This is a genomic window from Flavobacterium hercynium (assembly GCF_002217285.1).
Taxonomy (GTDB): domain Bacteria; phylum Bacteroidota; class Bacteroidia; order Flavobacteriales; family Flavobacteriaceae; genus Flavobacterium; species Flavobacterium hercynium.
Map to the genome: position 1 here is coordinate 1 of NZ_MUGW01000014.1, position 23,148 is coordinate 23,148.

14 protein-coding genes are annotated in these 23,148 nt (G+C 33.3%); 7 read left to right on the plus strand and 7 right to left on the minus strand.

The window, feature by feature from the left end; translation table 11 throughout:
• Positions 1-708: 708 nt before the first annotated feature.
• Together B0A66_RS06710 and B0A66_RS06715 are read right to left on the minus strand one after the other, a co-directional pair.
• Positions 709-7,602: a S8 family serine peptidase gene (locus B0A66_RS06710; protein WP_089049086.1), complete on the minus strand. Its 6,894-nt coding sequence runs from the start codon at positions 7,600-7,602 to the stop codon at positions 709-711.
• A 302-nt stretch (positions 7,603-7,904) separates the two neighbouring features.
• Positions 7,905-8,591, minus strand: coding sequence for a DUF4294 domain-containing protein (locus B0A66_RS06715; RefSeq protein ID WP_089049087.1), 687 nt, complete (start codon positions 8,589-8,591; stop codon positions 7,905-7,907).
• Positions 8,592-8,672: 81 nt separating this feature from the next.
• Between B0A66_RS06715 and B0A66_RS06720 the strand changes: the two genes are divergently transcribed.
• From B0A66_RS06720 to B0A66_RS06745, 6 genes are all read left to right on the plus strand, one after another.
• Positions 8,673-9,761: a M42 family metallopeptidase gene (locus B0A66_RS06720; protein ID WP_089049088.1), complete on the plus strand. Its 1,089-nt coding sequence runs from the start codon at positions 8,673-8,675 to the stop codon at positions 9,759-9,761.
• Between the two features lie 69 nt (positions 9,762-9,830).
• The gene (locus tag B0A66_RS06725) at positions 9,831-10,511 is read left to right on the plus strand and encodes a response regulator transcription factor (RefSeq protein WP_089049089.1); all 681 of its coding nucleotides are present in this window, start codon (positions 9,831-9,833) and stop codon (positions 10,509-10,511) included.
• The gene (locus tag B0A66_RS06730) at positions 10,508-11,875 is read left to right on the plus strand and encodes a HAMP domain-containing sensor histidine kinase (RefSeq protein WP_089049090.1); all 1,368 of its coding nucleotides are present in this window, start codon (positions 10,508-10,510) and stop codon (positions 11,873-11,875) included. Before B0A66_RS06725 ends, B0A66_RS06730 begins: the two co-directional genes overlap by 4 nt.
• Positions 11,876-11,975: 100 nt before the next feature.
• Positions 11,976-13,223 (plus strand): TolC family protein, encoded by a 1,248-nt coding sequence (locus B0A66_RS06735; protein ID WP_089049091.1) that lies wholly within the window; start codon positions 11,976-11,978, stop codon positions 13,221-13,223.
• 12 nt (positions 13,224-13,235) lie between these two features.
• On the plus strand, positions 13,236-14,321 hold the full coding sequence (locus B0A66_RS06740) for an efflux RND transporter periplasmic adaptor subunit (RefSeq protein ID WP_089049092.1): 1,086 nt from the start codon (positions 13,236-13,238) through the stop codon (positions 14,319-14,321).
• Positions 14,322-14,324: 3 nt separating this feature from the next.
• Positions 14,325-17,423, plus strand: a complete 3,099-nt coding sequence (locus tag B0A66_RS06745; protein WP_089049093.1) for an efflux RND transporter permease subunit — start codon at positions 14,325-14,327, stop codon at positions 17,421-17,423.
• 321 nt (positions 17,424-17,744) lie between these two features.
• Here the strand turns inward: B0A66_RS06745 and B0A66_RS06750 are convergent, their stop codons facing one another.
• Positions 17,745-18,125: an ankyrin repeat domain-containing protein gene (locus B0A66_RS06750; protein WP_089049094.1), complete on the minus strand. Its 381-nt coding sequence runs from the start codon at positions 18,123-18,125 to the stop codon at positions 17,745-17,747.
• 547 nt (positions 18,126-18,672) lie between these two features.
• Between B0A66_RS06750 and B0A66_RS06755 the strand changes: the two genes are divergently transcribed.
• On the plus strand, positions 18,673-19,212 hold the full coding sequence (locus B0A66_RS06755; RefSeq protein ID WP_089049095.1) for an SRPBCC family protein: 540 nt from the start codon (positions 18,673-18,675) through the stop codon (positions 19,210-19,212).
• Between the two features lie 89 nt (positions 19,213-19,301).
• On the opposite strand, the gene B0A66_RS06760 is transcribed toward B0A66_RS06755, so the two are convergent.
• The 4 genes from B0A66_RS06760 to B0A66_RS06775 all read right to left on the minus strand — a co-directional run bounded on the left by B0A66_RS06760 (position 19,302) and on the right by B0A66_RS06775 (position 22,837).
• Positions 19,302-20,258, minus strand: coding sequence for a phosphoribosylaminoimidazolesuccinocarboxamide synthase (locus tag B0A66_RS06760; RefSeq protein ID WP_089049096.1), 957 nt, complete (start codon positions 20,256-20,258; stop codon positions 19,302-19,304).
• 171 nt (positions 20,259-20,429) lie between these two features.
• Entirely contained in the window at positions 20,430-21,263 is an 834-nt protein-coding gene (locus tag B0A66_RS06765) for a Cof-type HAD-IIB family hydrolase (protein ID WP_089049097.1), read from the minus strand.
• A gap of 138 nt (positions 21,264-21,401) precedes the next feature.
• The gene (locus B0A66_RS06770) at positions 21,402-21,764 is read right to left on the minus strand and encodes a DUF1801 domain-containing protein (RefSeq protein ID WP_089049120.1); all 363 of its coding nucleotides are present in this window, start codon (positions 21,762-21,764) and stop codon (positions 21,402-21,404) included.
• 122 nt (positions 21,765-21,886) lie between these two features.
• The gene (locus B0A66_RS06775) at positions 21,887-22,837 is read right to left on the minus strand and encodes a PhoH family protein (protein WP_089049098.1); all 951 of its coding nucleotides are present in this window, start codon (positions 22,835-22,837) and stop codon (positions 21,887-21,889) included.
• Positions 22,838-23,148: the final 311 nt, after the last annotated feature.

Here is a 23,148-nt window from a genome sequence, read left to right on the forward strand (position 1 = left end):
AATTTTCAACTTTGATTTAGTTGCTTGTCAGTATTTCAGTGAACGTTTGTGCTTATTGCGGGTGCAAAACTACACCCTTTATTTACATTTACAATACTTTTTGTTACATAATTTACATCTTTTTTAAAACTTTTTCTTAACTCACTGGTAATGCAAAACTTATAATTTCTGCTATTTTAGTAATTGTAGGATTTTTGAGGGGGTCATTTCTGTTTTCGCAATTTTTGGGGGCTTAAAACTTGCCGTTTTATGGACTTCGCAGGTTTTATTCCTTATAATTTGTTTTTTTCTTTCACGCAAATGCGCTAAGGTGCTAAGGTTTTTTCTTTTTTGTGTTGTTGTTCTTGGCTCAACTGCTCCCATAGCCCCGATGGAAGTGGAAATCCTTTCGCTTTTTTCTTTAAAAAGCGAAAGATTGTAGCGCACAGCGGGAAACAGCTCCTGAAAAATATACTTCTTCCTTATATATCTACTATATCAAACCTAACAGGTTTGGGAAACCTGGTAGGTTGTTGGCTCCTTTATATAGTACTTCATAAGTTGGACTTATTTAAACCTACAAGGTTTGGGAAACCTTGCAGGATTATGAATAACATACTCCTTATATATAGGTACAAAAAAACCCGAGTCGCTTTTGCAAGCTTTCGGGTTTTTGATTTTAATCTTTGTACCTAGTATATAAGGTAACATTTTATTGAAAGCTTGGAATTACTTTATGATAAGTTTTTCTGTCGCGGTTTTACCATCTTGTTCTACATTTAATATATAGACACCTGTTGATAATCCTGAAAGGTTTATTTGTTGATCTTCTGTTTGTAGAGAGAAGACTTTTTTACCTGACATATCTGATATTCTAATATTCTTAGCTGTAGCAGATGCTGTTTCAACATATACTTTTCCGTTATTAACCGGATTTGGATAAATTACGAATCCTTCAATCGCGTTGGTTGGTAAACCTAAACTACAAGCTGTAGTTGAAACATTTACTGTACGTGTTATTGATGCTTCGTTATCTTTTCCATCTTTTACTGTGTAAGTCAAAACATAAGTACCTGGTGTATTCACATCTACTGTACCAGACACAGCAATAAATACAGTTAAATCTATATCTAAGTTGTCTTTTGCCGTAGCTCCCGGATCAGTAAACGGACATCCTTTATCTAATGCAACAACTGCATCACCCAATAATGTAATTGTTGGTTTTGCATATTCTATTGTTACTGTCCATTCTACTACATCTCCATTTTGTGCTACTACTTCGTAAACTACAGGTAAAGTATAATTCAATGTAGTTACTCCACTAATTTGAGGATCGACTCCGATTTGCAATGTTGCTAAATTAGATAACTGGAAAGTTGGAACTAATGCTGCAAAATCAACTAAGTTATCTACTAAAACAGTTACCGTTTTTGCAACCGGATCTATAATACTTGATCCTACTTGGTTTTGTACTGTATAGTTAATAATATTTGCTGCATTATTTTTAGCATTTAGCGTAACTACATAGTTTGTTACTGAAAGTTTATTTTCTGAAACTACGGTTACTACAAAACTATTTGTGTAATCTGCTGCAATTGTTTGCGAGTTTGACTGTAACACTCCATCTATATAAAGCGAAGCTCCTGGCGAAACTACGAAATCTGCAATTAAATTAGCAATATCAACTCCAAATAATACTGTTTTAGTAACATTACTTCCTACGATATCGGTATTGATTTCCTGAGCCAAAGTTGAATTCGCTGTCGTTTTGAAATCATACGAAAGTAATTTACTTTCATTACTTAAACCTGTAATGATTTTAATTGTATAATTTTCTACAAGTCCTGCATTAAATCCTCTTCCTTCTACTGTAAAAGTAACTGGATTTGTATAATCGTTTGCTGTTACTCCGTTTACTTGCTGATTTCCGTTAATTGTAGCAATACTATTCATCCCTAAAGAGAAATTTGCAACTGCACTTGTAACATCTGCACCATCGTTTAATACTACTGAATATGTTTTGGTTGTCGCATCATAAGATGATGATAATTGATTTACAAAATCTATACCTTGCATCAAAACCGGAACATTCCAGAATTTACCTTCTCCTAAACCATCTGTATCTGCATTTGTTACTACAGCTGTATTATCACTAATGGTACGATCGAAAACAAATTGCTTGTTTCCTTCTGAAAAAGGATAATAAGCTAATAATCCCGGCTCGTCTCCAATATATTTTGTTGTAGCATTAGCGATAATTGTTGCCTGACTACGAACACCTGACCAGATACGAACTTCATCTATGTTTCCATTCAAACCACGTGCTAAACCTGCATTGTTTCCGATATATGTCGCAGCTGATGCATTTGAACTAGCTGCTCCTGCTGTACCCGTACTTGTGTATACTACTTCTACTCCATCGATATAAACTTTGTAAACATTGGCCGCACTTACAGTGTAAGCAATATGGTGCCAGGTTTTTTGTTTAATAGAGTTTGCAGCTGTATTGATTACATACGAACCTGCAGCAGTAGTTATTGAAACTACTAAACTATTTTCTTTGTAGATACCTAAGTTACTGTCGTTATGAATAAATGCTAACGCTGTACTTTTATCTAAAAGTCTTCCGTATACTGTTGGCGCTTTTTGGTTTACCCAAGCTTCAAAAGTATAATCGTTTGTCAAGTTTAAAGCTGGCGTAACATCAGTTTTGATAAAATCATTTATTCCATCAAAAGTTCCTGTAACATTGGTTGCATAATCTGGAACATGTGAAATAACAATTGATTTCGAATCATTAGTTGGATCTGTGTCACCTGCTAACTGAGTATAAACTTCTAATGTATAATCCCCAGGTGTACCTAAATTAGCTTTTGTCGGGAATGTATAATTAGCAACTGAACCTGCAGGGATAGAAGCTGTAAATGTTCCTACAACTTCAGTACCTCCATTAATTTTATAAGCTACCGGGAAATTAGAAATTGGGGCATTCGATAAATTACGTATTACGGCAGTTACATTTACGGGTGCTTTTCCTGGCTTAAATGGTGCTGAAATTCTTTCTACACTTGCATTTGCTTCTGTGTACGGCAGTACGTTAACTGTATATTCCTCTACTTCAAAATCTTCTCTTGAGCTTGTTAACCCATCAAAAGTTGGCCCTAAAACCACATTGAAATATTCCTGTGATGAACGGAACATGTGTATTACACGCATTTGTTTTTCACCTGCTGTTGTTCCTGCCGGAATTGTCAGACCTCCCACAAGTGAGAAATTATTTCTAAAATAATGTGTACTAGTCGTTGAAGGAATTGCTGGCGATGCAGATGTCTGCAATGTGTTTACCCAAAATGTTCCTGCATAAAACTCATCTGTTAGGTTTCCATCACCATTTAAATCAATAACAATCATGGTAAATACCCCAACATTAGCTACCTGATCTCTGCTTATTGGCGCTTCTGGTTTTGTTATCGTTACTTCTGGCTGGTATGTAAATCCTGCATAAACAGGAATTTTAACTGATTTGAAATCCGAATAAGCTGTTGTTCCCGACGTATTTACAACATTATCCCATTTCAATTTAGAAATAGCATATCCATTTGTATTAGTGTGCGTTGGCAAGTCATTTTTGTTATATACCTTTTTTGCACGAATATCGTTACTTGCGTTATCATCTGCAATATCTACACCGCTTGTAATAATAAACTCTGCGTTAGCGGCTGATAAATCTGCTTTAGCTGTAAAAGTATAATTTACTGTAGCATAAGCAGCAATAGCTGGAACTAGTTCTGTTACTTTAGCTCCATTATCTACCTGATAAAATACCGGATAATCTATTAATGCATTTGGACCTAAGTTAGTAACTCTAATTGTAATATCATGTGCATTAGATTTCTTTCCTAAAACTTCCGGAGCTACTATCGAGGCAATAGTTACATCATTAATAGCTAGTTTAGGAACACAAGTTATAGCGGCAACCCATCCTTCTTCATTATAAATCTGATCAGAAACAAATCTAAATGTTAATTCTCCATTTATTGCAGAAGAAGTTAATGATGTAGGCAAATCATTACCTGTGAATGATCCTAACAAAGGTGAAGCAGTATTTGGCCCGTTATAAACATATAAGTAGTCGTAATCTTGTTCTAAATCAAATTCACTGAATTCAACTTTTATACTGCTACCTGGAGTTTGTGGCACAAAAGTAATCGTCTGAGTAAGCTGATCTCCATAATTTCCATAGCGAGAACCGCCGTCTGTAAATGCCGCTGAACAAGTTGTAAAAGTAGGTCTTGATCCCATTAAGATATCTGAACCAATATTGAAAACTTGTTTACTTAATGTATTATTGTCTTTCACTGCATCGTTAGGAAAATCTACATTTGCTATTACTGTAAAAATACCTTCTGCCGAAAAATCTGCTTTTTGAACGAAATCATAAGATACCTCGCTTAATGGAGCGATTGGACCAGCGATTGTTTCTGTTACTTCAGTTCCGTCATTAATTTTATATGAAACCGGTACATTGCTTACTGCAGCTGGTGAATGATTGTAAATTTTAATTTTTACTGTCTCAGCATTAGTATATGCTGCGTTAGTAACTAACGATGATAATTCAAGATCTGTTGAAGTTGCTTCAAAAATATTTACATTATCAATATAAACCGCACTGTAAACATTTTCACTGCTAACTACAATAACATCATTATCTATAACTGATTCAAAAGCTACACTAAATGTAGTTCCTGCGTAAGCTGATAAATCATATAATAGTTCTGTATCTCCTGATAAAGCTGCACCACCATAAACGGTTACGTTTTGAGTGCTGGCAACCGGAGTTCCATTTACTACAAGTCTGAAGAAGTTTTTATTTGCTGCTCCTACACTGCTCCAAAGTAAATTGAACTTAAGACGAAGTGCTTTTCCTGTAAGCGTTGAAGCATCAATATCACAAAATGATACCTTTTTTATATAATCCGGGTTGTTTGTAAATGCATCTGCAATTGTACTTGCTACCCATGGAGAAGCAGAAGGAGTTCCTGATCCTGCCATTTTTGCAGCATCTAATCTTACTGCATCAATATATTCATATTTTACTAATCCTGTAGATCCTGTTGAAAATACATAATTAGATGCTTTTCTTGAATTGAAATCTTCAATGAAAGGTAAGTTTACTGCGCTTAAAACCGGTTGAGAAACTGGCTCTACGTTTACCGCTCTTACTCTTTCAGAAACTATTCCAGTAGCTATATCAATAGCGCGTACAGAAAACCAGTTGTCCTCTCCTGGTGTAAGGTTCGGAAAAGTATAGGTTGGACTTGTAACTGTTGCTACTACATCAAACTTGTAACCGTTCATTTTTAGAACTTCATATTTAGAACCCGGAATTGCATCCCAATCTAATTGGTAAGAAGAAGTTCCACAAGCAGAAGGAGCAATAACTAAATTTTTCGGTTCTTGGATGATATTAAATACCTCTTTTGAAACGTCTACTTTAGAACCTGCGATAACTCTTATTTTGGCATTAGCAATTATTCCCGCAGGAACTTTCCATGCAAAATTTCTAGCTGAAGACGGAATATCTTTCGCAATTAATTGGTAGTTTACTCCACCATCAACAGAGTATTCAAGAGTGAAAGGTTTTGAATCTCCTTCATAATCCCAACGAATATATTCTGTTGTTTCTGTGTTGAATTTTTCTCCACCAACAGGATACGTTAAAATTAATTCCGGAGCTACATAATCGTAAACAACTGAAAATTGTTGTGTACCAAGAGGCACACGTGTTCCAGATACAATAATTTTGTAAATTCCCAGAGAAGGATTATCTAGTGTAATCTGTTCGATATTATTCATCTTGTCTACCCCACGTATTGCATTTGCATTTGGAGTTGTAGGATTTAAAACCCAAGGTAAAGTTGTAACACCATCTTTTACAATCTTAATGTCTAAGTCATTTACCTGAACTGATGTTGCTCCAGGAGTACCTTCAGTATCAGAATATGCAAGAAGTACTTTTAGCGAAACTAAACCTGCAGGAACAACAATATCCTTTTCGTAAGTAAGTCCATTACCAACTTCTGCTGTGTAAAACATATTTTTGTCCAGAACTTTAACTGCACGTAATCCGTTTAGATTTCCGAAGCCGTATTTATAATCAGGACCTGGATTTCCGGCATCTTTTGCTGTATTGGTAACCAATGCTTTCATTAAAGAAGCTAATGGTTTTTCACCATAAATATTTTTATATCTTTCATACAGTAATGCCAATGTACCTGTCGTTCCAGGTGTTGCCATGGAAGTTCCACTCATTACCTGATACGAGTTGCTATAATCCAATGAATACACATCTGTTCCTACTGCTGCGATTTGAGGCACTAAACGTCCGTCGATTGTTGGTCCGAAACTGCTATAATTACTAATTAAATCATTAGGATTGTTAGCAGCAACGTGCAATGAGTTTTTTGAATTTTTTGTAGAAGTATTAAAACCTCCCCCTGCCGGATAAGCAGCCTGCGCATTTCCATTAGAATATACATTTAGAAGATAGGGAAAATCTACTGTAACTTTATCATCTCCAAAATCACCAGTATTATATCTTCCCACATTAAAACCTGACGTTAAGTTTACTCCATAAGAATTTGAAGTCAATTCAATTCCGTCTTGAGTTGCAGCCAGTCTTCTTTCGGCTTGCACAGACAAATTGTTTGATTGTGTATTAAAATTCCATCCGAACATTTGTACTTCAGGAGCCATTCCTCTTGCTTTTGGATCTAGTAAACCGGCACCTCCTATAGTACCTGCTACGTGATCTCCGTGAGAAGAATTTGATTCATACTCTCTGTTTACAACTCTTCCTGTATGATCTTTATGCGGCTCAAGATTTCCGTCCCAAACCCCTACTTTCACACCTTTTCCTGTTAGGCCATAACCTAACCCCGGAATCGTTGAACCCAAAATATTTGCTTTGTGCGATGTTAATCCTGGTTTATTATCGCTTTCAACTGGTGGAGGAACTAATTGAATATTTTGAACCCAATTCAGTTTAGCTATTTCTAAAAGCTTTTCTTTAGGAACCTGTAAATAAACATTATTAAAATATACTTCTATTTTATTTGATTTAACAAACAAACCTGTTAGATCCTGATTAATAATGTTTGTTTGAACTCCTTTAAAATAAGTAACAACGACTTTTATACCATTACCTTCTGAAGCATAATCCGGAATGGCATTATCAACAATTAAAGGATCTATTTTAAAAGCAGGATCAACTGATACAATCGCCTTGATGTTATCCACCGTACTGCTTTTACTGTAGAAATCAGAGCTAATAGCAGCATAGTACGCATTTCCTGATAAATAGCTAAGCAGTGATATTCCTTGATTTTTTAATTTTTGTTGTTCTGCAACAGATGGAATTTTTGTAAATTCTAACAAAGTATATTCCATTTTCGGAATTTGTTTGTTTGTGCTTTTTTTAGCTTTAATCTGTTCTTTAAAATTTGCGGTAGTTTTAATTCTATTTCCATTAACAGAAATAGTTAAATCATTGTCTGACGCTTTCTGAGACCATACTGAGACGGCGAAAAGTATCATGATCTGACTAAGTATTTTTTTGATCATTAAATAGTTATTTTGGTTAATAAATTGTTAGGAAAGAGTAAACCTACAAATTAAACCATAATAAACAAACTAAATTTTAGATATTAATTGTTAAATATCACTACTTTATTTAAATTTAATGATAAAAATGTAACAAAATCGTAGTCTTAGAACATTTTTAACGAATAAAAACAATAAATATTTAAACACGTAAATTCCTTCAATTTATCAATAGTTGTAATCCAACAATTCCTTAAAACCAAAACAAAAAAAAGACTTACAAATCAATTGTAAGTCTTTAAGAAATTTGGTGTATTAAACTTTTAATTTTCTACTGGCTTAGGCTGACTGGCTTTTTGTTGCCAATGGTTTATAAGATTGTCATAATTAACAGGATTTGCTGCCTTTTGATTACTCAACCTACCCGATTCGAAAGCGCGAACCAGAATAGTTTCTATCAAATAATCTTCGTTTACATCATACGGTTTGTATTCTGTTTTTAAACTAATACTGAACATATTAGCAGTTGTATTAGAAACAAAAGCTTTGAATCCGCTTTTTAATGTTTTTATAAGATCGTAAGTTGTTGTTCCCGTTTGTCGGTGTACTAATTTGACCAAAATTTGACCTTGTTTGCGAGAAAGTTTTTTAAGTCGGTCTTCAAATTCATTATTCAAATAATCTTCTACGATTTTAAAATATTTCTTTTTTTCACGATTGGTTTTCAAACGTTCCATGCCTTTGTTTAAAGCTGTTAATCTATCAGCCGCTAATTTTGCATACGGATAGGTTTTGTAAACTCTATTTTGAAGAATTAAAAACTGTTTTTGCGATTCGGGATCCAGTTTTTCCTTCGTAATTATAATTTCTGGTAATTCTATTGTATCATTTGAAATAGAATCGTATTCGGTGAGTATATAACCCATTTCCTGATTTTCTTTAGGAACAACTTGTGCCTGAGCACTAAAGGAAATCAATATAAAAAACAAAACAAAGTAAGTAAATCTCATAGAGTCATAATTTAAATGTAAAATTATATATTTATATACAACTCTAATACCAAATTTATAAATTAGCAAAAAAATATTTTTATGAGCACTCCATCTATCTTAAAAGATACTTCTATTGCTTTCCTGGAAAGCTACCTTAATAATGCCTCACCAACTGGTTACGAAAGTGAAGGTCAAAAACTATGGATGAATTATTTAAAACCATACGTTGATACTTTTATTACGGATACTTACGGAACTGCCGTTGGTATTATTAATCCTGATGCTCCTTTTAAGGTTGTTATCGAAGGACATGCTGATGAGATTTCGTGGTATGTAAATTACATTACAGAAGATGGTTTGCTTTACGTTATACGAAATGGTGGTTCTGATCACCAGATTGCACCATCAAAAAGAGTAAACATTCACACCAAAAAAGGAATTGTAAAAGGTGTTTTTGGATGGCCAGCTATTCACACCCGCTTGCGTGATAAAGAAGAAATTCCAAAAATAAGCAACATTTTTATTGACTTAGGCTGTGAGACAAAAGAACAAGTTGAGGCTATGGGCGTTCATGTAGGTTGTGTGATTACGTATCCTGATGAATTCATGGTTTTAAACGAGAATAAATTTGTTTGCCGTGCTATCGATAATAGAATGGGCGGTTTTATGATTGCCGAAGTGGCACGTTTATTACATGAGAATAAAAAAACATTACCGTTTGGTTTGTATATCGTAAACTCTGTTCAGGAGGAAATTGGATTACGTGGAGCGGAAATGATTGCGCAAACGATTAAACCCAATGTTGCTATTGTTACAGACGTTTGTCACGATACAACAACTCCAATGATTGATAAAAAAGTAGAAGGCGATCTTAAAATGGGGAAAGGTCCTGTAATCGCTTATGCTCCGGCTGTACAAAATAAATTACGTGATCTAATTGTTGACACGGCAGAAGAGAACAAAATTCCGTTTCAACGTCATGCGACTTCAAGAGCTACAGGAACAGATACAGATGCTTTTGCTTACAGCAACGGCGGCGTTGCCTCTGCATTGATCTCATTGCCATTACGTTATATGCATACAACTGTAGAAATGGTTCATAGAGAAGATGTTGAAAATGTAATTCAATTAATTTATGAATCGTTATTGAAGATTGAAAATAACGAAACCTTCTCTTATTTCAAATAAGAAAAATTAAAATAGTAATTCGGTTATTATAAACTGTAGTAACCGAATTAACTTTATAAAAAGCAAAGCATGAAAATTCTATTACTCGAAGACGATTTTACTTTATCAAAAGAAATATCAGCATTCTTTACTTCAAAGCAATTCGAGTGCTTTCCCTATTATGATGGATCTCTGTTATTAAAAAAATATTTTCCTTACGAATATGATTTAATTATTCTGGATATCAATGTTCCCGGAATTAATGGTATCGAAGTATGCAAGGGAATTAGGGAAGTTGATAAAAAAACACCAATTATTATGCTAACGGCCTTCAGCCAGATTGAGGATAAATTGGCTTCGTTTAATAATGGTGCAGATGATTATTTAGTGAAACCTTTTCATTTTGAAGAATTATACGCTAGAATATCATCACTTTTAAGACGAAAAGAAATTCCACAACAAGTTGAGAAAAAAATTATTGTAAACGATTTAGAGATTCAGGAAGAGGAAATGAAAGTTTTTCGCGCAGGCGAAGAAATTAAACTGACACCAAAAGAATTTAAATTGATTTTGATTTTAGCACATGCGAAAGGCAAAGTTTTATCGAAGCAGTTTATAGCTGAAAAATTGTGGGATTATCACATCGAAACCAATCAAAATACAATTGAAGTTTATATTAATTTTTTAAGAAAAAAAATCGATAAAGATCACGAAATCAAACTTCTTCGTACGAAAATTGGTTATGGATATTATCTAAGCGATCACGAATGACATTAAAAAACCGAATATCACTTTTAGTAAGCCTGTTGTTTACAATCCTATTTGGATTGGCTTCTACATTGATATTCATTTTATACTCTAATTTTAGAAAAGAAGAATTTCGGGAACGATTACAGATCAAAGCTTTATCGAATATTAAACTTTTAGTGAACGTTAAGCGTGTTGATAATCAGCTTTTGAAGATGATTGATCAAAACTCCATCAATAAACTATATGATGAGAAAACATTAATTTTTGATTCTCATTTTAAACTCATTTACAGCAGTATTGATGATGCTAAAATTAACTGGTCTATTGACGATTTAAAATATCTGAAGAAAAATAAAACCTTTTTTAAGCAACAGGGAAATTATGAAGTTTATGGTGTGTTTTATGACACTAAAGACAAAGATTTCTATGCTTTAATCTCTGCTACTGACGATTACGGAAAAAGAAAATTACTTTTTTTACGCTACACACTAATTGTATCTTATATATTTTTTACTTGTTTGTGCTGGGTTGTTACTTCGCTTATTGTTAAAAAATTAATGAATCCACTGGGTGAGTTTCATCAGAAAATAAAAAATATAAATGAGAATAATCTGGATACCCGAGTTCAGACTAAAAGAGACAAAAATGAGATCGATTTGATTGCGAATGAGTTTAACTTCATGATGGACCGAATTGAAATCTCTTATCAAAAACAAAAAGAATTTACAGCTCATGCTTCTCATGAACTCAGAACACCCTTATCCCGAATTACGGCTCAGATTGAGAATACGATAACGGATAGTACAACTTCTGTAAGAACTAAAAACTTCCTGCAAAATATTTTATCTGACGTTAACCAATTAACGGCACTAATCAACTCTCTTTTAGTTCTTTCTAAAATAGATACAAATAAAAATGAAATAGCAGAAGTACATCGTATGGATGAAATTTTGTTTTCTGCCATAGCATTTTTAAAGAAAAGTTTGCCCGATTCTGTAATTCTATTTGAAATAGAAGAAAATGAAAATCTGGATCAGGCTTTAGAAATAGAAGGCAACAAAAACCTACTTGAAATAGCATTAGGCAATGTTTTGAAAAATGCTTGTATCTACTCAGACAATAATCAGGCTAAAGTAAAAATTAGCTGCGAAGAAGACCTTCTTATACTATCCATTTCAAATACCGGATCTACTTTAAGCCAAGAAGAGCAAAAAAATCTTTTTCAACCCTTTATGCGTGGTAAAAATGCCAAAGATACATCTGGATTTGGTTTAGGCTTGCGTATTGTTAACAGAATTCTGACGCTTCACAATGCTCAAATTTATTACAGCATTCCGGAAGAGAATACCAATATGTTTCAGCTTATTTTTGAATCAAAAGTATAATCTTTTCTTAAAATTACCTTTTTTAAGCATTTTTTAAGCTCATCATTAAGGTGTCTTAAAGTCTCCTGATAACATCTTTGTATCAAATAAAAATGATACAATGAAAAAGTTATTTACAGTACTATTTCTGGTTTTGATTTATCAGGTAGGTTTAGCACAAAAGGCAATCACTTTAGAAGAGTGTGAAAGTCAATTTTTAAAAAACAATCTCTTTTTACTGGCTTCTCAGTACAATATTGACGCCTCGAAGGCTTTGACTATTCAGTCGCGTATCTGGGACAATCCCGTAATAACTGCAGAGCTAAATGCTTATAATCCTGAAAGAAACAAATATTTTGATATTGGAACACAAGGTCAAAAAGTATTTGGAATCGAACAAATTATTCATTTAGGCGAAAAAAAACGTAATGAAATAAAGTTAGCTCAAACCAATGAAAAACTGGCTGAACTACAATTTAATGACTTACTACGAACTCTAAAACTACAATTACGTAAAAGCTTTTACACTGTATTCTATAATAGCAGAAGTATCGCAACTACCGATAAACAAATTGCTCATATCGAATCTTTAATCAACTCCTACTCTATTCAGGCCGAAAAAGGAAATATTCCTTTGAGAGACGTTGTACGCTTACAATCTTTATACTTAAACTTTAAGAATGAGCGTATGGAAGTTGTAAATAGCAATATTGAAGAGCAATCTAATCTTCAATTGTTATTAAACACAACCGAAGATGTAATACCGGATGTGCCTAAAGGTGAATTCGATAAGTACATACAGGAAATACCTTTTGATCTTAAAAATTTTGAAACCGAAGCTATTGCTAATCGTCCTGATTATTTAGCGAAACAAAAAGATATAGAATCAAACGAATTAAATGTAAAATGGCAAAAGTCGCTTTCTATTCCGGATATTACGGTTGGTGCTACTTACGATCAGCGAAGTGGAGCCTTTAATAACGAGGCCAATGTTCATGTTGGAATTCCTCTTCCGCTTTGGAATACCAATAAAGGAAACATTAAGTATGCTAAAACCATTTTGGAGCAATCAAAAATAGAAAAGCAAAATTTTGAGTTACAATTAAAAACTGAAATTACAGCTGCATGGCATAAATGGGATGAATCGAGAAAAAATTACATCGTTATAAAGCCAACTGTAAACTCAGATTTTGAAGCAGTTTATAATGGAATCTTAACCAATTTTCAAAAAAGAAATATAAGCTTACTTGAATTTACTGATTTCATGGAAAGCTACAATCAGGCTGCTGTACTCGTAAATGAAATGAGGAAAAAAGTAGCCTTCTCCGCTGAGGAATTAAATAGTACAATCAATAAAGACTTATTTTAAAACTAAATAAAGATGAAATATAAACTAATTATAGGAATTGCTCTTGTGAGTTTGTCAATTGCAAGCTGTAAAAAAGAAATCGAAAATCCGGACACTAATACGACTTTTGCGCTTAGTGATAATATGCTGCAAACCACAACAACTGCTGCAGCCAAAACACAGCCTGTAAAAAATGAACTAAGCTTTTATGGGAAAATTACGGCTGACAACAACAAAATGATTGATGTCTATCCGCTTGTGGGAGGAAATGTTATTAAAGTAAATGTTGAACTTGGAGATTATGTGCGTAAAGGACAAGTCTTAGCTACAATAAAAAGTACTGATGTTGCTGATTTTGAGAAACAATTCATTGATGCAAAAAGTGATCTTCTTGTAGCCAAAAACAGTTTGAAAGTAGCTCAGGAATTATTTGACGGTAAGTTAAATTCTGAAAGTGACGTACTACAGGCTAAAACAGAAGTAGAAAAAGCACAGTCTCAATTAGGTAAAATTCAGGAGACTTATAAAATTTACAATATCAAAGCGGGATCTATCTATGAAGTAACAGCTCCAATTAGTGGTTTTATTATCCAAAAAAGCATTAATCAGGATATGTTATTAAGAAGCGACCGTTCTGAAAACATTTTTGATATAGCAGAAATTAGTGAAGTATGGGCATTGGCAAACATTAATGAAACGGATATCAATCAGGTAAAAATGGGTATTGATGCTGCTGTTACTACCTTAAGTTATCCGGATAAAGTTTTTAGTGGAAAAGTAGATAAAATCTTCAATGTTATTGATCCGGAGACTAAAGCAATGCAAGCCCGTATCAAGTTACATAACCCTGGATATTTGCTTAAACCTGATATGAACGCCAACATTAAACTTTCTTATAACGAAGGTCAGTCCATGATTGCTGTTCCAAGTAAAGCAATTGTTTTTGACAAGAGCAAAAATTTTGTAATGATTTTTAAAGATCGTAACAATATCGAAACCAGACAAGTTGAAGTATACAGACAAGTGGGAGAAACTACTTACATCTCAAGCGGTTTAAAGGAAAACGAAAATGTTATTACCAACAATCAGTTATTTATTTACCGCGCATTAAACGAATAAGACATGAACAAATTCATAAGAAATATTATTGCTTTTTCGCTTAAGAATAAAGCATTTACCTTTTTTTGGGTCGGGTTACTGGCTGTTGCAGGATTTATTTCCTTTAAAAACATGCCAATTGATGCTTTTCCGGATGTAACAAATACGCAAATTATTATCATTACACAGTGGAATGGAAAAAGTGCTGAAGAGGTTGAACGTTTTGTAACTTCTCCTATAGAAATCTCGATGAACTCTGTGCAAAAAAAGACCAGTGTTCGTAGTATTACTATGTTTGGATTATCTGTTATTAAAATTATTTTTGATGATGGTGTTGATGATACATTTGCCCGTTTTCAGGTAAATAATCTTCTAAAAAATGTAGCACTCCCCGATGATGTAGAACCGGACGTTCAGCCTCCTTATGGTCCTACGGGAGAAATTTTCAGATATTTAGTAAAAAGTGACAGCAGAGACAGTAGAGAATTGCTAACCTACCAAAACTGGGTTATTGACAAACAATTGCGTGCTGTTCCCGGAGTTGCAGATTTAAATGTATTTGGTGGACAAACTAAAACATACGAAATTGGTGTTGATCCAGTAAAATTAGCAAAATACAATATTACACCTCTTCAGGTTTACAATGCTGTTGAGGCTGGAAATTTAAATGTCGGTGGAGATATTATTGAAAAAAACGGACAAGCATTTGTGGTTCGCGGTGTTGGACTTTTGCAATCTAGAAAAGACATTGAAAACATTATTGTTGATGATGCTAACGGAAATCCGATTTTAGTAAAGAACCTTGCAGCTGTTTACGAAAGTTCGATGCCAAGAGTAGGACAAACCGGAATTGGAAATAATGACGATGCTGTTGAAGGAATCGTGGTAATGCGTAAAGGCGAAAATCCACAGGAAACTTTAGCCTTAATTAAAGCAAAAATTAAAGACTTAAATGAAAATGTCCTGCCAAAGGATATCAAAATAGAAACTTTTTATGATCGTGATAATCTGATGAATTTCACGACAGAAACGGTAATGCATAATTTATTTGAAGGTATCATACTTGTTACCTGTGTTGTATTTCTTTTTATGGCCGACTGGAGGACTACTTTCACGGTTTCAATCGTTATTCCGTTATCGTTATTGTTTGCCTTTCTGTGCCTGAAAATGATGGGAATGAGTGCAAACCTGTTAAGTTTAGGTGCAGTCGATTTCGGAATTATTATTGATGGTGCGGTGGTTATGGTCGAGGGATTGTTTGTTGTTTTAGATCGCCGCGCACATCAATTAGGAATGACAGCCTATAACAAAATTGCCAAAGGAAGTCTGATCAAAAAGACTGGAGCAGAAATGGGTAAAGCTATTTTCTTTTCTAAACTTATTATCATCACGGCTTTATTACCCATTTTTGCTTTCCAAAAAGTTGAAGGAAAAATGTTCTCTCCTCTTGCCTACACATTAGGTTTTGCATTAATGGGAGCATTACTTTTTACCTTAACATTGGTTCCTGTGTTATCACATATCCTTTTAAATAAAAATGTAAAAGAAAAAAATAATCCTTTTGTTAATTTCTGGGATCGAATAGTTAGCAAAGGTTTTGCCTGGACTTTTAAACATAAAGTAAAGGCGTTAATTGGATCTACAGTTTTATTAGTTGCTGTTTTCTTTTCGGCCACATTTTTAGGTACTGAATTTTTACCGCAATTAAATGAAGGAGCTTTATGGGTTACTGCTGAGTTACCTATGAGCTCATCATTACCGGAAAGTGTAAAGACTGCAGCTATGATTCGAAAAGATCTTGAAAGTTTCCCGGAAGTAAAAAATGTACTGTCGCAAACCGGTAGAAGTAATGACGGAACAGATCCGAATGGATTTGGATTTATTCAGCTTCAGGTAGATTTAAAACCTAAATCAGAATGGACCAGAAAAATCTCTATGGACGAACTGATTAATGAAATGGATGATAAGCTAAAAATCCACCAAGGTATAACCTATAATTATTCGCAGCCTGTAATTGATAACGTTGCAGAATCAGTAGCTGGTTTTAAAGCTTCAAATGCCGTGAAAATTTATGGTGATGATCTTGACAAACTAGATGAATTATCAAACGAGGTTTTAGCTCAAATAAAAGATATTCCAGGTATCAAAGATTCAGGAATTCTTAGAAACGTTGGACAGCCTGAAATTAGTGTAATTCTTGATCGTGAAAAAATGGCTGCTTATGGTGTAACTTTAAGTGATGCTCAGGCTGTTTTAGAATTAGCTTTTGGAGGAAAAACGGCTACTCAAAAATACGAGGAGGAAAAGAAATTTGATGTACGAGTACGTTTCTCTAAAGATTACCGTAAAGATGAAAAGGATATTAGCGAATTAAAAGTTCCAACTATTAGTGGTGCAAAAATTCCATTAAAAGAAATCTGTGATATTAAAACGGTTACTGGACCTGCATTCATTTACAGAGATAATACGAAACGTTTTATTGGTGTAAAATTCTCTGTTCGTGACCGAGATTTAGGAAGTACCATTGCAGAAGCGCAAGCCAAAGTAGCAAAAATGAAACTTCCGGCTGGATATACTGTGGGATGGACGGGAGAATTTGAAAATCAGGTTCGTGCCAGTGCGCGTTTAGCTCAAGTTGTGCCAATAAGTTTAATTGGAATATTTGTTTTACTGTTTATTCTCTTTGGTAATTTGAAGGATTCATTATTAGTATTAGCTAATGTTCCGTTTGCCATTATTGGAGGAATTATCGCTTTACACCTTACGAGAATGAATTTTGGTATTTCGGCTGGTGTTGGATTTATTGCTTTATTAGGAATATGTATTCAGAACGGAGTAATTCTGATCTCCGAGTTCCATCATAATCTTAAAGCAAAACTTTCGCTCGAAGATGCCATTTTTACGGGAGTAAAAGCCAGAACAAGAGCTGTGGTTATGACAGCGCTTATGGCATCGATTGGTTTATTTCCGGCAGCAATTTCAACAGGAATTGGTTCTGAATCTCAAAAACCTTTAGCGATCGTTATTATTGGTGGATTAATAACTGCAACCATACTGACGTTATTAGTATTCCCGATTATTTTCTGGGTCTTTAACAGAAGAAAACACGCTCCTATTGAGTAACGATATTTAAGATAAATTAATTGAATGTTCAATTGATTGATTTGGTTTAAAAAAAGAAAAAGCATCATTGTATAATGATGCTTTTTTGATTCTATTAGTTTTAGTTGGTGGTTGGTGGTTGGTGGTTGGTGGTTGATGGTTGGTGGTTGATGGTTGGTGGTTGATGGTTGATGGTTGGTGGTTGGTGGTTTTTGGTTTGTGATTTAACTATTTACTTCTTAAAGCTATAAGCTTAATGCTTATAGCTCTCGTTATATTACAAACAAAAAATGCCCCTCATTTTCATGAGAAGCACTTTTATATACTAATTCAAAATATTTCTTATTTTACGTCTTTTAAAAGAGCGATAACTTCTGTAGCGTTAGATAATTGCGCTAATTTTAAAGCTGTGTAACCTTTTTCATTTTTATCAGTTGTACGAGCTCCGCTAGCTAATAAAAGTTTAACGATTTCAACTTTGTTATAACGTGCAGCAGTCATTAATGGAGACATACCATCTTCTGATTTCTCGTTTACATTTGCACCGTACTCAATAAATTTTTTCACTGTTTCAACATCTCCTTTTACAACTGCTACGTTTAATGGTGTTGCGTCATAAACTGATACTACTTCTTGTTTCGCAACAACTTTGTGACCTGAAGCCATTGAAACGTTTGCGAATGCTACTAATGCTAATCCTAAATAAATTACTGAATTTTTCATAATGATTTTGTTGTTTAATTGATTTGAATATATTTGATTGATAATGCGTTACTTCTTATTATTTGTAAATGTTAATTCAAAATTAGTAAATTGTATTACAAGCTACTATGTTTTGTTTAGCACTTAACTTTTTCTTAATGAATTCACAATATTATGTCCTCCTACTACTAATTCTCTACCAATAGACGCTGCAAATGTATAAATGTTACACCATATCGAATATTTTTTCAAAAATAATTGTCGCATTTTATCAAAAAATTAAAACCAATACTGTAATCTTTTAACTTTAGAATAATAATATGTATAAAAAAGTGCGAATTTGTTCATTAAAACTTAGCGATCGCCACTTAAATTATACATTTATCATCTAAATAAAATATTTTCAAAAAAATCTACAATGAAAGAAAATACTTAAACTAAAACGTTGTTTTTTATATTTCCATTTGTCTTATTTTAGTATTTTTACAACCTAATAAGACTTTTTTAATATCGAATTCTATCCATTCATCTGTTACAGGCTATTCAGTTCACCTTAAAACCAAAAATCATGAGAATATTAAAGAAAATTCTAATTGTACTTATTTTACTTTTTTCGATTGTATTAATTACGGCTTATTTTATGCCTAAAAAATATGAGGTAACAAGAGAAATAGTAATCAATAAACCTGTTGACAGCGTCTTTAATTATGTGAAATATTTAAAAAACCAAAATGAGTTTAGCGCCTGGGGAAAAGCAGACCCAAAAATAAAATTAACTTATACCGGAACAGACGGAGCTGTTGGAGCAATCGCGGCATGGGAAAGTAAAGTGAAAGAAGTTGGTGTTGGAGAACAAGAAATTGTAAAACTTACAGAAAAGAAACGTATTGATTATAATTTGCGTTTTAAGCAACCTTTTGAAGATACAGCAGCAGCCTTTATTTCAACGGAGAACATTGATTCTAATCAAACTAAAGTAAAATGGAATATTAATGGTGTTATTCCGTATCCTATGAACATAATGCTTCCAATGATGAATATGGATCAAATGCTTGGTAAAGATTTGCAAAAAGGACTTGAAAACCTTAAAACCAAACTAGAACAATAATTTATAAAATATAAAATCCGATACACTAGTTTATCCTTGAAGGATTTAAAAGTGTATCGGATTTTTTTGCTTAAAAAATAAGCGAATAATTATTCTTTCGTATTAAGATAGTCAACTACGTTTTTCTCAATACGCTCATCAATATTAGTAATATCTGCTTTTACGAATTTTTCTCCTAAGATGTTCTCGTATAATTCGATATATCTTTCAGAAACTGATTCGATATAAGCATCTGTCATTTCTGGTATTTGTTGTCCTTCCTGACCTTGAAAACCGTTCTCGATCAACCAGCGACGTACAAACTCTTTAGACAATTGTTTTTGCTCCTCTCCTTTTTCTTGCCTCTCTTTATAACCATCGGCATAAAAATAACGAGAAGAATCCGGTGTGTGAATTTCATCAATCAAAACAATAACACCTTCTTTAGTTTTCCCGAATTCGTATTTTGTATCTACTAAAATTAAACCACGCTCTGCAGCAATTTCAGTTCCTCTTTGAAATAAATCACGAGTAAATTTTTCTAAAACGATATAATCTTCTTCCGTAACAATTCCTTTAGACAAAATAGCTTCTCGAGAAATATCTTCGTCATGAGATCCGTTATCTGCTTTTGTAGTTGGTGTTATGATTGGTTCAGGAAATTTGTCATTTTCTTTTAATCCTTCTGCCATTGTTACTCCGCAAATTTGTCTTCTTCCGGCTGCATACTCACGAGCAGCATGTCCTGAAAGGTAACCACGAATAACCATTTCCACCTTAAAAGGCTCACATAAATGACCTACAGCTACATTTGGATCCGGAGTTGCAATCAACCAATTTGGTACTATATCTTCTGTTAATTCCATAAATCGAGTAGCAATCTGATTTAGAATTTGCCCTTTGTACGGAATTCCTTTTGGTAAAACCACATCAAAAGCAGAAAGTCTGTCTGTTGCTACCATTACCAAAAGTTCGTCGTTTATATTGTAAACTTCTCTAACTTTTCCGCGGTAAACTGATTTCTGATTTGGAAAATTAAAATTTGTAGTTGTGATTGTATTGCTCATTATGCTTAGTTGTGTTTTGTTTTATCCTGCAAATTTAAAATTATTTCAGAGAGTTGTGCTATGAAAACTAAGAGATACATCAATAAATATAATATTTTACCAATTTTAAACAAAAAAACCCTGAAAGTGAAATCAGGGATTGTACATTTAGATAATTTAAATAACTGTAATTTATGATGTTATGACCTTTTTATTTAAAATTTCGGAAGCAATATATCGTGCTACTCCATCTTCTGCATTTGTTTTTATAACTTCTAGTTCTGGTAATGTTTTTTTTAGTAATACAGGAGCGTTACCCATGATTAATCCTTTTCCGGATGCAGCTAACATCTGAACATCATTAAAACCATCTCCAAATGAAATTGCCTGTTCTAATGTAAATCCTTCTTTTTCTAGAACGCGTTCTATTGAAACTGCTTTATCAATAGATTTATCCATAAATTCCAGACATGTTGGCAAACTAAAAGCATGATGCAAAGTATCCGAAGAATTTGCCAAAATAGCATCTTTTACAGCTACTAACTTTTCATGATCATCACACGAGAAAAATATTTTAATAGCACCAAAATCTTCCAGTGTTTTATAATCTACTAATTCCGGAAGGTATCTTAAATCTGCCTGATATTCTTTTAATTTTTCGCTAATTCTGTTAGTCAGATAAATATTTTCTCTAAACAAAACTACAGTTACTTCAGGATCGATATCAACATTTAATGCTGCTTTTACGATATCACTTTCCAGATTAAAAGAAAAAAGTTCTTTATGATCGGGACTGTGCACTCTGGCACCGTTGGAACTTACTAAGTAAACAGGAATTTCAAGCGTTTCAATAATTGCCATTGCATCCAGATGATGGCGTCCCGTAGCCACCACAATTAGAAAACCTTGCTGATGTAATTCCTGAAAAATTGATTTGGTGTAATCTGATATTCTGTGTTGAGGATTGAGTAAGGTTCCGTCTAAGTCGCTTACTACAACTTTTATGTTTTGATGTTTTGAAGTCATATTTAAAATCGAATATTTATGATATGTAAATTTACTAAAATAAGGTCAGAAGAACAAAGTTCAGAAGCCTTTCCTACCGTAAATAAACTAAGTTTATTATTTATTTAACTATTTGATTAAATATTGAATTTTAAATAATTAAACTTTAATAATTCCCGATTTGTATAAATTTATTGCTTTCTGTAAAATCAATTTTATTTTTTGCAAAGGTAAATCTTGATCAGAATCTAGCATCATTATTTTCATCCTCGAACGATTTTCCTGTATCAAAAATGATTCATCAAAATGTTTTCCTTCTACAATTCCAATATACGGTTTTTGATTTTTTCTATTAATCCATAAGTAACAGAACATTTTTCCTTTATAACAAAAAAATGGCATTCCGTATTTCAGGACATTTGTTATGTCTTCATCCTGATTTAAGATAATTTCTTTCAATGCAAGAAATACACCTTTTACAGGCTCTTCTTGTTTTAAGTAAAAATCATCTATGTTTTTCATTGCTTTTATTTTAAAAAAAATATTCGTTTTATTCATTTCTAAAAAGAACAGGAATAAAACGAATACTAATAAATATCAAAACACATTTTACGATTTACATTTGATATTTGGGAAAACTAAACTTAATCGTGATTTTCAATTTGTTTATAAGCGTCAATTACTTTTTTAACCAATCGGTGACGTACAATGTCTTTATCATCAAGATAAATGATTCCAATTCCGTCTACGTCTTTAAGAACTAAAAGCGCTTCTTTTAAACCCGAAATAGTTCTGCGTGGCAAATCGACCTGTCCGGGATCACCTGTAATCATAAATTTGGCATTTTTTCCCATACGGGTCAAAAACATCTTCATTTGTGAATGTGTCGTATTTTGAGCTTCATCCAGAATTACAAAGGCATTATCAAGTGTACGTCCGCGCATAAAGGCCAACGGTGCTATTTGAATAATTCCCTTCAAAATGTAATCTTCCAGTTTTTCATTTGGGAGCATGTCACGTAAAGCATCGTAAAGAGGTTGCATGTAAGGATCTAATTTCTCTTTCATATCACCTGGCAGAAATCCTAGATTTTCTCCTGCTTCTACTGCTGGTCTGGTTAGTATGATCCTTTTTACTTCTTTCTCTTTTAATGCTTTTACAGCCATTGCAACACCAGTGTACGTCTTTCCTGTTCCGGCTGGCCCAACTGCAAATACCATATCATTTTTTTTAATGGTATCGACCAACAATTGTTGGTTGGGCGTCATTGCTTTTATTAATTTACCGCCAACTCCATGAACCAGTATTTTGTCATGATCGTATGCCTTTTTATCATCCTGACCATCACTCATAATTACGCGTTCAATTACATTATCATCAATGTTGTTATATCGGGTAAAATGCAACATTAACCTTTGGAATCTCTTTTCGAATTCATCTAAAACTTCTTTTTCGCCAAATGCTTTCAAAGTCGTCCCTCTCGCTACAATTTTAAGCTTTGGGTAGTACTTTTTGATTATTTCAAGATGAGTGTCTTGAGCGCCCCAAAAGTCTTTTGGAGCGATGTCTATTAGCTCGATTATTCTTTCGTTCAAATGCGGTAGTTTTAAATTAAAATTAAATCTTTTTTATTAGTCAAAGGCTGTCGGGTTTGTCTTTTTGTTTGCTCTTACATTAGTTGCAATATGTTGTACAAATCGTAGTTTAATAACAAGAGCAGAACTGCAATTTTTTAATAGCTATTTTCAAAACATAATCCTTTTTGTACAAACTAAAAATGAAACGCTTTTACTAGTCGTTCTATTTTAAAAAACACAATTTGTTTTTTGTTTCTTGCATTTATGAGATTAGTATTATTAGCTTTGCATCTCTCAAATTTAATAAAAATTAGATTTAAATACTATCA